The organism is Dapis hubbardiae BLCC-M172 (assembly GCF_050016015.1).
Classification (GTDB): domain Bacteria; phylum Cyanobacteriota; class Cyanobacteriia; order Cyanobacteriales; family Microcoleaceae; genus Trichodesmium.
This window is the reverse complement of sequence record NZ_JBNHEQ010000009.1, coordinates 41,431-56,873: the sequence shown is the minus strand read 5'-3', so window position 1 is coordinate 56,873 and position 15,443 is coordinate 41,431. Positions and strand designations below refer to the sequence as shown.

General features: G+C 34.7%; 7 protein-coding genes. 4 read left to right on the top strand and 3 right to left on the bottom strand.

The window, feature by feature from the left end:
- The first annotated feature begins 635 nt into the window (after positions 1-635).
- The 4 genes from ACP6PK_RS00915 to ACP6PK_RS00900 all read left to right on the top strand — a co-directional run bounded on the left by ACP6PK_RS00915 (position 636) and on the right by ACP6PK_RS00900 (position 9,294).
- Positions 636-3,074: a sulfotransferase domain-containing protein gene (locus ACP6PK_RS00915; protein ID WP_426556959.1), complete on the top strand. Its 2,439-nt coding sequence runs from the start codon at positions 636-638 to the stop codon at positions 3,072-3,074.
- A 1,381-nt stretch (positions 3,075-4,455) separates the two neighbouring features.
- Positions 4,456-5,154, top strand: coding sequence for a class I SAM-dependent methyltransferase (locus tag ACP6PK_RS00910; RefSeq protein WP_426556957.1), 699 nt, complete (start codon positions 4,456-4,458; stop codon positions 5,152-5,154).
- A 524-nt stretch (positions 5,155-5,678) separates the two neighbouring features.
- Positions 5,679-6,950 carry a glycosyltransferase family 4 protein gene (locus ACP6PK_RS00905; protein WP_094673784.1) on the top strand — a complete coding sequence of 424 codons (1,272 nt, stop codon included), beginning with the start codon at positions 5,679-5,681 and terminating at the stop codon, positions 6,948-6,950.
- 322 nt (positions 6,951-7,272) lie between these two features.
- On the top strand, positions 7,273-9,294 hold the full coding sequence (locus ACP6PK_RS00900; protein WP_426556955.1) for a calcium-binding protein: 2,022 nt from the start codon (positions 7,273-7,275) through the stop codon (positions 9,292-9,294).
- Positions 9,295-10,221: 927 nt separating this feature from the next.
- On the opposite strand, the gene ACP6PK_RS00895 is transcribed toward ACP6PK_RS00900, so the two are convergent.
- The 3 genes from ACP6PK_RS00895 to ACP6PK_RS00885 form a co-directional block, all read right to left on the bottom strand.
- The gene (locus ACP6PK_RS00895; RefSeq protein WP_426556953.1) at positions 10,222-10,740 is read right to left on the bottom strand and encodes a hypothetical protein; all 519 of its coding nucleotides are present in this window, start codon (positions 10,738-10,740) and stop codon (positions 10,222-10,224) included.
- Between the two features lie 1,012 nt (positions 10,741-11,752).
- The gene (locus tag ACP6PK_RS00890) at positions 11,753-12,694 is read right to left on the bottom strand and encodes a calcium-binding protein (protein ID WP_426556951.1); all 942 of its coding nucleotides are present in this window, start codon (positions 12,692-12,694) and stop codon (positions 11,753-11,755) included.
- A gap of 610 nt (positions 12,695-13,304) precedes the next feature.
- A complete protein-coding gene (locus ACP6PK_RS00885; protein WP_426556949.1) occupies positions 13,305-14,999 on the bottom strand; it encodes a methyltransferase domain-containing protein in 1,695 nt (564 codons plus the stop codon).
- Positions 15,000-15,443: the final 444 nt, after the last annotated feature.

Sequence of the window (15,443 nt, the reverse complement as noted above, 5' to 3'; positions counted from 1 at the left end):
TGATTACTCCCTAGTCCCTAAATATTAAGAGAAAAAGGCAGAGAAATTTTAGCAGTAGGAGTATTTTTTACAGGAAAGAAAACTTAAGTATTCAGCATTCATATCTTAGCATTCAGCTCTCAGTTTTTTAGTCAATAAAGCAATCATTTGTTTAACTTAATACTATGTTTTTAACCCAATAATTCAAGCATAAGAACAACAAACTTATTTGACTTTTCAGGCAAAATAATGAAGCTGATAACTGATAACTGATAACTGATTACTCCCTAGTCCCTAAATATTAAGAGAAAAAGGCAGAGAAATTTTAGCAGTAGGAGTATTTTTTACAGGAAAGAAAACTAGGTAGAGGATTTTTAGGAGTCAGCAGTCAGGAGTCATAATGAATAGTTTCAATGTTATTCTTAGCTCATAACTTATCTTATTAGTTACATAGACATCTCTTGTAAATTGTTTTTTCAAATTAGTATAACTCCTAACTCCTAACTCCTAACTCCTAACTATTCCCTGCTCCCTAAATAGAACAGAAAAATTAAGAGACTATTATTCTTTCTACTCCATTTGTAATTTCTATTTCTCCTAACTACTCACTACTCACTATTCCCTATTCCCTATTCCCTACTCCCTATTCCCTAATTATGTCAGAAAAAAGTTTAGATAATCAAAATCAAGCACAAAAATATTGGGAAGGTAATCCCAAAGCCGCTTTAGTAAGTAGCAATAAATGGGTATCTAATTTGATAATTGAAAAAGCTATTAATAAAAGAATATCTGGTGGGAAAACAGAAAAATATTGGCTTGCTTGGTTGATAGAAGACTTTTTTGCTGGCAGAAAATTTGATAGTTTATTGTCTATCGGTTGTGGGGTTGGTAATCACGAAATACTAATGGCTCAGTTAGGCTTTGCTAAGAATATTGATGCTTTTGATTTTTCTGAATCAGCTTTAGAAATTGCTAGAAGAGATGCGGAAAAAGCTGGAGTTAAAATTAACTTCTATCAAGATAATTTTAATACTTTTACTCTTCAACAAAATCAAAAATATGACTTGATAATGTGTCTAGGTTCTTTACATCATGTCAAAGAATTGGAACACTGTTTATCAACGATAAGAAATCATCTAAAACCCCAAGGATATGTAATATTAAATGAGTATGTTGGTGATTGCTATAATATTTATGAAAAGCCTCAATTAGATTTAATTAATCGTATATATAATTGCTTTGATGATAGTCTTAAGTCTGTCAAAATTTCAGAATATAAAAGCCCAACTATTGAAGATGTATTTAAAGTAGACCCCTCAGAAGGAGTACGTTCAAAACTTATATTATCCTTCATCAAATATTATTTTCATATAGAAGTTTTAAACGAATACGGCGGAGGATTAATTCATGAATTATATCAACTATTAGATAGTAATCAATTTTCTCTAGGAGACCCTAAAGGAGAAACAATAATTAGACTATTGTTAGAAATAGAAGAAATTCTCATGGAAATTCCAGGAGGATTAAAAAGTGATTTTTGTGTATCTATTCTCCGACATAAAAATTTTGCACCTCTGCCTCAAAAACCTAACTTTTTAATAATTGGAGCGCAAAAATGTGGAGTAAATTATTTGCATAAATATCTTTTTAAGCATCCTCAAGTAGTAGCTCCTCAACAACCATCATTACACTTTTTTGACTTGAACTTTCATCAAGGAATAAATTGGTATCAAGCTCAATTTAAAACTACAAAAAATAGTAATTTAATTACAGGAGAATCTAGTCCTTACTATTTATTTCATCCTCTTGTTCCCGAAAGAGTTTACAATTTATATCCTCATATCAAGTTAATTGTTATACTTAGAAATCCCATAGATAGAGCAATCCAACACTATAAACATGAAGTCAAATTAGGCTATGAATCTTTGAGTTTTTCAGAAGCAATAGCTCAAGAATCTCATCGTCTAGAAGGTGAAGTAGAGAAAATTATCAAGACAGGAACTTATAGTAGTTTCAACCATCAAAACTTTACTTATTTATCTCGTGGTAGATACATTGAGCAACTGGAAAATTGGATTAAATTTTTTCCTAGAGAACAACTTTTAATTCTGGAAACTGGAGAATTATTAGAGCATCCTCAAGCAACTATGAATAAAGTATTTGATTTTCTAAATTTGCAGCCACAATCTGTAGATGATTCTCTCAATATTGAGGATGAAGAAAAAATTGATATTGACTTAGAAATATATCATAATTTAATTGAATACTTTCAACCATATAACCAAAAATTAAATGAATCTATTGGCATCAACTTTAACAAAAAATCTCACAACCCTATCAACATAAAAATCAACAGCAACAAACCACAATTTTTGATAATTGGAGCCCAGAAATGTGGTACTAATTCCTTATATAACTATTTAGTTCAACATCCTTTAATTGCTCCATCCCTACAACATGAAATTCATTACTTTGACTTAAATTTTGACAAAGATTTAAAATGGTATCAATCACAATTTCCAGAATTAGAACCAGAAATAATTACTGGAGAATCAAGTCCTTACTATTTATTTCATCCTCTAGTAGCTCAAAGAGTTTTTGAGAAATATCCTGAAATGAAACTAATTGTTCTTTTGAGGAACCCAGCAAAAAGAGCTATTTCTCATTACTACCATGAAGTAAGATTAGGATATGAATCTTTAAGTTTGAAAGAAGCGATCGCTGCCGAAGAAACTCGCTTAAAAGGAGAGGTAGAAAAAATTATTCAAACAGGAACATATTATAGTTTTAACCATCAACATTATACATATCTAGAAAGAGGAATATATATTGAGCAACTTCAAAATTGGATGAGCATTTTTCCCAAAGAACAATTTCTCATCCTCAAAAGTGAAGAATTATTTAGTCGCCCTCAAGAAACCATGAACAAAGTATTTCAATTTTTGGAAATACCTGCACATTCCTCAGAAAAATATCTTCAATATAATTCTGGTGATTACTCACAACCTAGCGAAGAAATATATCAAGAATTAGTAGAATATTTTCAACCATATAATCAAAAATTAGCTGAATACATGGGAATTAATTTAGACTAAATTCAAGCCGATAATTAAATTCCCAAAAGCTAATAAATAATCAAGCAACATTGCTCACTCTCATATCAGTGAAAAATATATTAGGAATTAGTAGATTTTTTCCAATAAAACAATCAAAAATTAGCTGAATATACTTGAATTAACTTAAAGTGGTAAATTTATCAATTTGATAACTCAATTGTTGCTAAAAACAGAGTATAAATTAGACAAATATTACTTTTCTCGATCTATCTTTCCAGGATTTAAAACAAATCCCACACTTCCCACACTCGCATCCCTTAGTGCCGTGTCAAGCCTTAAATGTTACTTTAGGAAAATGGTAGAATGCTGATTTTTCGAAGCTTTTAGTCAACAATATATTCTACTACTTTAAGCTTGACGCGCCAGTAGTGTCAATTATTAAAAAGTTTCTTTTGGGGAGGGATTGTTCCTCATTCTCCCAAAAATTAACTAACTTTCCTTCCTACCTTCCCATCAAAAATATAGATAACCACCAAATTTTTCCCATATCTAATCTTCCCATCCACCTCTCCTTAGTAAAGAACCACCAACATTTTCATTCTGCGAAGCTCCTGAAAAAAATCAGCGCGTCAAAAGATTTTTAGTTGCAACTTCGCCAAAATTATGATATCATAAAATTTATTGCTATTTACTCGCCTATACACATGACTTTTTATTCAACTATATTTTCTTACTAAGAGATAATCAAGTATTCAGGAATTTTCCCCTGGAGCAAGACCAAAAATATTTTCATCTTGTGAAGCTTCTATATATACTTATTCTTTCCCGCTCGAATCTTTCGATCTATCTCTGCTCAGTAAAGAACCACCAACATTTTCATTCTGCGAAGCTCCTAAAAAAAATCAGCGCGTCAAAAGATTTTCAGTTGCAACCTCGCCAAAATTCTGATATCATAAAATTTATTGGTAGTTACTTGCCTATAAGCATGACTTTTTATTCAACTATATTTTATTTATGCTTCCTATTCCATCAAACCTAGAACTTTGTAATTACCTCAAACCTAAAAATTTGTATATATAACAATCATATTTAAGTTGTGAGATTTTAGTGGTAATTAGAAGTAGGGGTAATTCGCGTTTTGCATTCTGCAAAGCTATCCTAACGGAATGCGGAGCATGACAAACGGAAATTACCCGTACAGGAGTCAGAATATGAAAGGATTTTAATTTCTCTTAATTGCTTTTAAATATCTCATAAATCATTCCTGATTGCTATAGCAATCCACACTTATGTTGTAATATTTTATCCTGGGGTTTTGGATACCAAAACGAGCGAATGGGATTTGGAGACCAAACCCCTACAGTTTTTGCCACAAATCATTTAACTATATTAAAAAACTTACAAAATACAAACATATCACATGACTATTGATTACGAAAAAGCCTGGGAAGAATATGCAAAAAAATGGCAAGAAAATCACCCAGAATTAACTCATATAGGAGATGAATGGATAGGGAAAGCAGCCGGAGCAGCCAACTCATTAGCAGATTATGAAAAATTAATAGAAGACAAATTTATCGTACCTTATGTCAAACCAAAAGATACAGTATTAGAAATAGGAATTGGTGGAGGAAGAACCGCAGAATTGCTACTCAAATATTGCCAAAAATTAATATGTGCCGACATTTCCAATTCCATGTTAAATGCCACTAAAAATAGACTAGGTGAAGATAGAATAAAATATGTAAAACTTGACGGAATAACATTAAATCAAATTGAGTCTCAAGTCGCAGATATTTGCTTTTGCTACGACACAATGGTGCATTTAGAACCCAGAGACATTTTCAATTACTTAACTAAAATTCCTGCCAAATTAAAAGGGCAAAAACTTTGCATATTTCACCACACAAATACCCTCAGCAATCTAGGTTGGCAAAGATTTCTCAAAGATTGGGATAACAATCTTATGGGTAAACGAAATGGCACCGCCCACTCAGTAATGACAGACACAATAATGGAAAAATTTCTCTCCCATCTTAATTACCAAATTATTCATAAAGATACTAACTCAGTTCCTAGAGATTGTGTCTGGATTTGCCAAGCACCTGAGAATAATTAATAATTAGGGTTTGCTGAAAAAAGTAGAGTGTGGGAAGTGTGGGAAGTGTGGGAAGTGTGGGGAGACAGATAAAGTAGGAGGAGTAATTGAACCTTGATTTTTCTGTGCTTTTCAGTCAGCCGTCCTAACTTTTTGATTTTTCGGGAACCGTGCATCAAGAGCTGAAAACCTGATACTTTTTTCAACAGAAAAAAGACAATTACCTTTATATTTCAATGCACGCGAGAATTAATCAGCAAGCCCTAATTAATAATTAATAATTAATAATTAAGGGAATAGCAAAAAATAAATTATCCAATTTTGAACTAAATCTGGAAAGTTTCGCTGCCTTTATTCCCTACTCCCTCAATTCAGGGTAGTTGTATCAAAACTTACGCATAAACACTATATACAGCGCTCAAAAACTCTAACGTTATAGATATGTAGTGTTTAGAACTCAAAAATCCGCAAGTCCTGTATATATTTTTTTATTTGGAAGTCCCTAATAATTTAGTATTAAACCACAATCACCAATCACCAAACTTATGAAAGCCTTATTTCTTCACCCGAATTTTCCCGCCCAATATCGTCATATTATCACCGCTCTAGGAGCTAACCCAGAAAATAAAGTTGTCTTCGGTACAAAAAACGAACGGCCAGAATGGAAAATACCAGGAGTCTACAAAGCACTATTCAACCCCAGTCGCGAACCCCGTCCAGAAACCCACCATTATGTGCGCCCCCTAGAAAGTGCAGTAATTTATGGACAAGCAGTATTTAGAATGGCAGAACAACTGAAAGCCCAGGGATTTGTACCGGATGTAATTTGTGGTCATTCTGGTTGGGGACCAACCCTATTTGTCAAAGAAGCATTTCCAGGAACTCCCCTTCTGTGCTACTTTGAATGGTTCTATCATTCTCAGGGTTCCGATGCAGATTTTGACCCCGCAGAACCTTTGACAGTAGATGATATGGCCAGAATAAGGGTGAAAAATGCCCCCATATTAATAGACTTGTACTCTTGTGATTGGGGATTATCTCCCACATATTGGCAGCGCTCCCAATTTCCTTCAGAACTTCAAAGCAAACTATCCGTACTCCATGATGGAGTAGATACCGAATACTTCAAACCAAATCCCAGTGCAAAACTGGTACTGCCAAATCTAGACCTGTCTGGAGTAGATGAACTTGTTACCTATGTAGCAAGAGGAATGGAACCATATCGAGGTTTTCCAGAATTCATCGAAGCGATCGCCTATATCCAAGAAAGAAGGCCAAACTGTCATGTAGTAGTAGTCGGTTCCGAAAGAGTTTGTTATGGTAAATCTTTACCAAATGGTAAAACTTACAAACAAGAGATGCTAGAAAAAATCCCCTTGGACTTATCAAGAGTTCATTTTGTAGGCTCATTACCCTATGGACTATATTTAAAAGTCATTCAAGCATCCGATGTTCATATTTACTTAACCAGACCTTTTGTGCTGTCATGGTCAATGATTGAATCTCTATCCACTGGCTGTTTAATTGTCGGTTCAGACACAGCACCAGTGAGGGAAGTTATTCAAGATGGAGAAAATGGCCTCTTAGTAGACTTCTTCTCTCCCAAGCAAATAGCTGACCGTGTTGATGAAGTCTTAGACCATCCAACTCGCATGGCAGAAATACGGCAAAAAGCACGCCAAACAGTATTAGAAAGATACCCACTTTCAGACTTATTAAAAAAACATTTGGAACTAATTAATCAAGTTGCCAATCGTAGTCTACCAGCAACTGTAGGTATGGAGAAAAAAACATCTCTAACCTTATCAAAATTCTAGATCCCTGAAAAATTGACCATTATATCTGGGAACCTAAAATTAATTAAACCCGTCCTCCGATAATGTTCATACTATAATCAATCATTAAAAATGTTTTGCCTGAGAATAAATACTAAGTTGTACTTCAAAGTCAATAATGGTAAACTCACAGGCACATAATTAGGCCAATTTTTGGCTAATAATTTTTGTAGTTAAAAGGCTAGACTTATTCTAGATAAACAGGTTAAACTACAGCCGAATATACAATTATTTGTGTTCTGAGTAGTATAACCAAACAGAAAAATTGACCATAAATTTTATAGATGTAGAGGAGTGAAACGGTATGGTAACACTAACTGACCAAGATGATCGTTACGATCAGGATGAACAAGGAAATCCGAAACCTGATACAATTAATGCTCTTGGTGGAGATGACCTAATATTTACTTCTACCCTAGGAGGTAGTTTAGTTCGAGGTGACGACGGGAACGATACTTTAGTATCTAGGGGTCCATCTGGTGTTAATAATTCTGGTGACGCTGATACTCTTGAAGGTGGGAGGGGAGATGATTCCTTACAATTCCAAGCAGCAGCAGGTTTTGGATTTGGAGATGCAGGTAATGACACCTTAGAAGCTGTTTCTCGTACCAGCCTTTATGGAGGTGCTGGAGATGACTTTATGCGAGGTCTGCTTGGAAATAACTGGTTCTCTGCCAATCAAGGTAATGATACGATTGTCATAGGCCAAAGAGATAGCATTTATGGTGGTAGAGGTTCGGATACTATTAGTTTCTCTTCTGGTGATGGAGTACCAGAAGACCTAGATTTGGAAAGTATAGCTACACGATCTAGTGCAACAGGTAATGATAATTTTATATCCGCCAACCGAGATGCAGATTTAGTTGCAGCTTGGGGCGATCGCGATACTATCTATGGTGGTAGAGATAACGATACAATATATTCTTTGGGCAGCCAAGTCCGCTTAAGTGGAGATCGAGGTGATGACATAGTTATTAGCTTGAATCAGGAAACGACAGGTACTCCCGTTGATTCTGAGGCTATAGCTTTAGAGCCAATACTAAGGTCTACTTTACTAGGTGGTGAAGGTAACGATCTGATTCAAGGTGCGGTTGGATCATTTGGTGATGGTAGAAATTCTTTAGATGGTGGAGCTGGCAACGATACTCTTCAAGGTCAAGCTGCAAGGGATACTTTGATTGGTGGTGAAGGTGACGACCTTATTGTTACAGAGTTGCTGCCAGAAAATGAGGGTAAATTTAGCCCTAATGGTGTAGCAGTTGAGACTCCAGGTTTTTCTGGTCAAAACAGACTAGATGGAGGAGAAGGTAACGATACTATAGTAGCAGGCTTTATTACAGACACCATGATTGGTGGTCTGGGCAATGATTGCCTGAGTGGTGTCTTTAGCCGCGTTGATGGGGGTATTGGCAACGATACTATTGATGCTACAGAAATCAGTACCAATGCTTCGGGTGGTGCTAGTATTGAAGTTACTCTGATTGGTGGTGCAGGTAATGACAGACTTTTAGGTAGTTCAAACCCAGGTGTATCTAACTTCTTCGATGGTGGTACAGGCAATGACTTTATCCAGTTTGGTGGAACTGCTGATCAGTTAATAGGTGACACACGAGGTAATGATACTATCATAGCAGCTCAGGATGGAGGTACAGCACCATTCCTCATAGAAGATACTCAAGGTAGTAACACCTTAAGTGGTGGTGATGGAGGAGACACCCTAGTTACTGGATCTGGTAATGACTCCATTGTTGGTGGTACTACAGATGAAACAGCGAACGATAGTATTGTTGCTGGTGCAGGGGATGACATTATATTTGGCCGTGGTGGAACTGATACTATTCTCGGTGGTGCAGGTGATGACTATATCGCAGCAGGTCTTAATGGTACGGGCGACTCATTAATTGGTGGTGAAGGAGACGATAGTTTTGTTTATTTTGCTGTTGAGCAGGATGTTACTGAAAATAGTGTTATCGTAGATTTCGATCCTGCTGACGACCGAATACTACTTCTTGATGATGGATTTGGTTTAGCCAACTCAAGCGAAGGTTCAGTTATTGCCACTGCTGATTTTGTTCTTGTTGATGCAGGTGATAACTATGAAAATAGCTTTGCTCGAGGCACAACTCCTGTAATTATCTACGAACGAAATCCGGTACAAATTCCAGACGAAGATAGTCCAACATTAGCAGGTTCGGGTGTGTTAAAGTACGATCCTAGTGGTAGTGCTAGTCCTAGTGACGATCCTAACGATTTAAGCGATGTTGTTACTATTGCTCGCCTCAATGGTACTCCAAATCTCCTTCAAAACGACATTTTAATCATCTAATACTATCTATTAGAAAAAAATATGAGGTTGTGATTTACTTTTAATCACTCCTCTTTTTTTTTCTTAATTAGGGTTTGCTGAAAAAGTCTTATGCGTGAGGGTAGGAGTCAGGAGTCACGAGGAATGGGGAATTACAGAGTATGTAGTCTGAACAATTGTCCCTCAGTTTTTCCGCCCTTGTCTACTCAAAATACTGACATTTTTAGCTTCAGGGAGCAAAAAGCTTGTACTTTTAGACCAGATACATGTAACGGCTTGCAAACAAGGCAATTTTCAGCTCACATTAATTGCAAATAAAAATAGGTTTCAGCTCACATTAACTGCAAATCAGCTCAAATTATTTGCAAATAGCTCGCAAACAAGATTTTCAGCTCACATTAAATGCAAATAACCTGTAAGCATTTTGATGCCTAGATTACAGGCTTCAAAATATACAATCTCCCTACTGCGTAGACAAATGTCTACAGCAACACTCAGTCTACAAGGGCAGAGTAGTACCAATACTCTGCCCATAACATATTTTTTCAACCCAAAAATATATTTAGAGGTATATTATTACAGCAATTAGTTTGAGGGTTTATTTTCTAAAGTTACTCAAGATTTTTTAGCTTTTTATACAGCTTATTTCTCACATAATTGAGTAGCTTTTTCAGGCGCTATAATAGCATAAACATTATTATTAATTAAACTATTAATTTCGCTAATCTCTATCAGATTAACTCTTTATGTAGCTAAATCTTGTTGTTATTATTGAAATTTCAACCTTTAAGTCTAAGAATTTTGGCAATTTAATTGTGGCATTTTTTGTATACTTTCAAGGGAAAATAGTTATCCCGCATTTCTCACAAAAAAGGCGATCGCTATATTTTTTTAAGCGATTGCTCTATTTGTCATGTGCTATATATAGTGTCTTTGCGTAAGTCGTGATTATGTATCAGCCCAATCAGCAACAGAATAGCTATAATCCATCACGGTGTTATAGTATAAATCATCGTTAAGATAAGCGTTGCCTGGATCGAACTGGTTGTAAACATTTACTCCCATATTGTAGTAGTTATAGGAATCCGAAATTAGAGAGCTATAGTCTGTATCAGTATCATACCCACTAACTCCAAAGACATTGAGCATATTATCTATACTTTCCTGGCTAGCGTAGTAGTTTAGCAAGTAATCGGTACGATAAGTTTCAGAAAAAATACTACTGATAAAATTTTCAGGTCCAAATATGTCGTTAGCATCATGTACTAAACCAATCCCACCTGGATTAGATCTGGCTAGGGCCATATCGTAAGCATCTAAACCTTCGGGAAAAGCCCAAGGGCTATCAAGTATTCCTGGGGATGGATAAACACCTTCCCATTCATTTACAAAACTAGATCCTAGCCAGTTCCCCATAGAATCAAATAAATCGCCAACATCTCCACCATGATATCCAGGATAAGTCATTTTTTCCTCCTTCAGCAATTGTTAATGCTGAGTGTTGACATCTCCAGGGGTTGAAACACCGTGGATTCTGTGGGAAATCCACCGCCAATGGGATAAATCAGCATTTGCTAAAAGTCTGTCAACAAACTCCTAGATAACGTCGCCAATAATGAGGCTTTTTTACTGATAGTTTTATTACAAACCATAGTTACCTCCTTAATGCACTCTGCATCTGTAGATACTATTATCTTATAATCAAAAATTTCAAATACATACATTTTGATAAGTAATTTTACTTAACTATATTTATCTTAATTTTTTTTTTGCAAGTATCAAAATACTACAACCATACGCACCTTGATATATCTAAATTTGAAGATGATAGCTTACCATAAATGCTAACAGCAATTAGGGATAAAACGTCGTTTTACTATCAAAAAGGCACTTAATTAGACATTATATGGCCAAGGATTTAAGCCAAAAGACTATAATACTTTCTGTGTCAAGGTTACAAGCTATTTGCAGTTAATGTGAGCCGAAAATCTTGTTTGCGAGCTTATTTGCAAATAATTTGAGCTGATTTGCAGATAATGTGAGCTGAAGGGTGTTTTTATTTGCAGTTAATGTGAGCTGAAAATTGCCTTGTTTGCGAGCCGAGGCATTTTTGTTTGCAAGCCGTTACAGCTATACTTCAACAGTCAAGTAGTTAGCAAGATTCAAAGTATGTTGTTGACAATTATGAGTTAGTCAGTAATTATTATCACTACTTTTCCTCTCCTCCCACCTCCCATATTCCCCACACTTCCCCACCCAATCAGACATAGCAATATTTTTGAGAAATGGATAATACCACTTTGAAAAAAGAATGTTACGAATAATAAGTGGGATGAAAAGACTTTACAGGAGATATCCGTTTGACTAATAAGATAATTTATTAACTAAGAAATGGTATCGAAGCTATTTATTCTGACTCCTGACTCCTGATTAATTGTTGAACCCTCCCCAAAATACTTATTCAGCAGATCCTAATTACCTAATTAGTTTCTGTTTTTACTTCTTCCTTGACTTGATTTTTAGCTTCAGTCTGATTTTTTTCCTTACCCTGAACTTGTCTTTCCAAAAGTTCTATTTGATTACCAATTAAACTTAAAAACGTAGTACCAAAATGCTGAATTTCCAAGAAACTAGCATCAGCAGCAGCAGGTTTATAAACCCTAAAAGTCTGCATAAGTCCCAAAGTCGCAGCACTTTCTAACGGACCAATAAAACTTGTATCTCTATCCAAAAAATAAGGTTTACTAGCCCATTCTGCCATCTGTTCAGCATTCAAAAAATAACAACCGGAATGGGGGTTAAGAGTTCTATGAAAGGTAATTAATTTTTCCATAATTTTCCCCTTAAGCTGAGGTTTATCTCGAATATTTTGAAATTTAGCTGTTATTTCGGGTTTTAAATTTCCATCTACATAAGCTTTTGGTACAGCCCCCAAAGGTGAAAGTTCATAACGATTAGGTTGTAGTAAATTACCATTTCCTGTATGGTGATTAAACCATTTTAATTTAACAAAGAACCAAGGATCATGTAGAACTAAATCATCTTCTAAATAACAATAATAATCATATTTTCCTAGACATGATTTTAGTACCGCTTGACATTCAAATCCTAATAACATAGGTTCCACATTAGTGTTGTGGTGCATCAGAAAATCTGATGACAAAGGAATCTGAGATAATAGGTGAAAACCTTTAGTTGTACAAACAATAATATCAATATCGTAACTGTTACCTTGATTGGCAGGAATAGCTTCATGTTTGCCAATATCAATTATATACTGAGATTTACCATATAAGGCTTTTAATGAAGTTAAACAGGTAGTTAAAGCTATACGCCTTGTTTGTGGGTCTTTCCGTAAAGAACCATGTTGTCCGCTACCTTCAGGATTAAAGAAATGAGCAATTGTAAATAATATTCGCATTTGATAATGAATAATTAATAATTAATAATGGATAATTGATAATTTAGGAGTTAGGAGTTAGGATTCAGGAAAGAACATAGTTTAGAAATATTTCCGCTCTAGCTGAAGATGATACACCATATTTCGGGCAAATGATGTACAAGGTGAATGGTGAAAATCATGTAGCACGCTTCGGGGTGTACCTTATAATAACGGGAAGCGCTGTATCATCCCTACTGGTATCTTTTGTGTCAACCTAAACATTAATATCTATAGGAAATTTAAGCCTTCCTTCTTCCTTATTCCTTATTCCTTATTCCTTCTTCCTTATTCCTTATTCCTTCTTCCTTATTCCTTATTCCTTCTTCCTTCTTTCTTCTTTATTACCTTAAGAAAACAGTTCTGGAACACGATTTTTTAACTCTTCATTTAAACGTGGTAATTCATCTGTAAATAATATTCGCATTTGATAATGGATAATGGATAATGGATAATTAATAATTTAGGAGTTAGGAGGGAAGAGAGTTTAGAAATATTTGTGCTTGGTATGGTTTGTGTCAAACTAAGCGTTAATTTCTATAGGAAATTTAAGCCTTCCTTCTTCCTTCTTCCTTCTTCCTTCTTCCTTACCTTAAAAAAAAAGTTCTGGAACACGATTTTTTAACTCTTCATTTAAACGTGGTAATTCATCTAGCATTTGCAAATACCAATCTCGACGCTGACGATAATATTGACAAAATAAACGATTATTTTTTACCCAATTATAAGCGTTACTTACTATTTGTTGCCGGAGATTTTTATCAATTATAAGTTGTCTAAATTTTCTAGCAAAATCTGACAGAGAATAATAAATTAAACCTGTTTCACCATCAACAATTGAATTTTGGTAAACTGTTGAACTAGCAAGGACAGCCACTCCATAACCTGCACATTCAACAAACTTTAAGTCAGATTTCATTTGATTAATTTGATTGTCATTTAGAGGTAATAAACCAATATCACAACTACCAAGAATCTCCAAATACTTATCATAACCACAAAATGGATAAAATTCTTTATTCGCTGTATTTAAACTTTCAAAAAACAACTCATCATGGATTACCTTGACCCTAATTTTATCCTGATAATCTGACAAAATTTGATTAATTATTGGCATAATCTCTTTCCAGTCTGCTTGCCTATTGACAGCTCCGAAAAATATGCTAAGATAATTATTGTGGGGAAATATATGCTCAGATAGGGGTAGTATACTGGATAACTGATTCTCAAAAACTATAACGTTAGAGTTATATTGGCGTAAAAATTTAGCTAGAGACTCAGTAGAAGTCTGAACACAGTGACAGCCACGATAACTAAGAAAATTATTTTCAGCATATTCAGGACGACGTAAAGGATTATCATCAATTTCAGCCACTATCAGATAATTCTTTTCCAGCAAAGACCTAAGTTTATAGAAATCAGAAGGATAATTTAAAATTGTGCGTTGCCAAATAAACACCTTTTCCTCTTGAGGCAACCCCACATTCAAATCAGCAGTCTTAACAGTAGAAATAGTTCTGACCCCAGGAATAGTAGAGCTAAACCGATCAGGTTCCCAAACTCTAACAGTACCACAAACTTTCGGGTCCATAATTATTGTTTGAATCAACAACCTCCGGGGAGAGATAAGAGAGTTGGTGGCGCGTACAATGAAATATTCAGCAGCAGTCTGAGTAGCAAACTTATTTCCATCTAAACCCAAACCATCAACCAGAGGTTGAGCAAGTTGGAGAAACTTTTCAAACTCTTCCCCTTTTTCTCCACGAGTTTGTACTTCATATATTTGTAAACCTGCTCTAGCAAAACATGACTTGAGACTTTCTAGACTAAACCAATGTCGAATTATTTCCGAAATTTCCCAATTACCTTTGAGCAAATTAATAATTCTGCGCCAATGCTGTACATTTGCGATTATTGCCAAAACTTGAGCATCATTTTTTAACCAAGTTTGACAATATTTCAAAAATTCAGTTGGGTTAGACATACCCATTAAATTTAAACCAAAAATCAGACAGTCTACCGTTTTTGGAGAGATATTTAAAGTAGAAAGATTTTCTTGGATATTTCCCACTAAAATTCTATCTACTTTTGCAGCAGCATTTTTAGCAAACTCTGGATTAGATTCAATCCCAATATAATGACAATGAGGATTAATTTGTTTATATTGAGAAGCTATTGTACCATTACCACAACCTAACTCTAAAATAACTTTAGCATCAGCAGGAATAAAATTGAGTAATTCTTGATGAACAGAAGTTTCGGAAAAATAAAATTTAGCTGGAGTCATTTCAGTTATCAGTTATCAGTTATCAGTATCTCCTGCTAGACTAGGAGACTTAAAAATATGGAATATTCTTTTTTTATCTCTTTGAAAGAGGAAACTTGAAACCAAAATTTTTCGGTCATAAAGTTTGATTAAAAGTTTTCCTGACAGTGAAATAAATTTATCACCCATCATCAATTATATGTATAAGGCAATTTGTTAATCTTTGAGTGAAAGTAATAAATTTTCAGGTCTACTAGAGAAAATCCAGAACTTAGTCAAATTTATCCGACACATATATATATATAGAATAAATTTACCAGAGAATTTCCGACAGTAAAAGGTCGAAGTACCCAGAGATAAATTCGACAAAAGCACTCACCACATCTATCTATTTAACTAGCGAATCTCATCAGGAAAAAAATTAGTAGACTTCCCGAAACAACCCACCCATAATTCACAACTCAA

Bases quoted from the DNA above. Each gene is read 5' to 3' on its own strand.
- ACP6PK_RS00910 (WP_426556957.1), top strand. From the start codon at position 4,456: ATGACTATTGATTACGAAAAAGCCTGGGAAGAATATGCAAAAAAATGG.
- ACP6PK_RS00900 (WP_426556955.1), top strand. From the start codon at position 7,273: ATGGTAACACTAACTGACCAAGATGATCGTTACGATCAGGATGAACAA.
- ACP6PK_RS00895 (WP_426556953.1), bottom strand. From the start codon at position 10,740: ATGACTTATCCTGGATATCATGGTGGAGATGTTGGCGATTTATTTGAT.
- ACP6PK_RS00890 (WP_426556951.1), bottom strand. From the start codon at position 12,694: ATGCGAATATTATTTACAATTGCTCATTTCTTTAATCCTGAAGGTAGC.
- ACP6PK_RS00885 (WP_426556949.1), bottom strand. From the start codon at position 14,999: ATGACTCCAGCTAAATTTTATTTTTCCGAAACTTCTGTTCATCAAGAA.
- ACP6PK_RS00905 (WP_094673784.1), top strand. From the start codon at position 5,679: ATGAAAGCCTTATTTCTTCACCCGAATTTTCCCGCCCAATATCGTCAT.
- ACP6PK_RS00915 (WP_426556959.1), top strand. From the start codon at position 636: ATGTCAGAAAAAAGTTTAGATAATCAAAATCAAGCACAAAAATATTGG.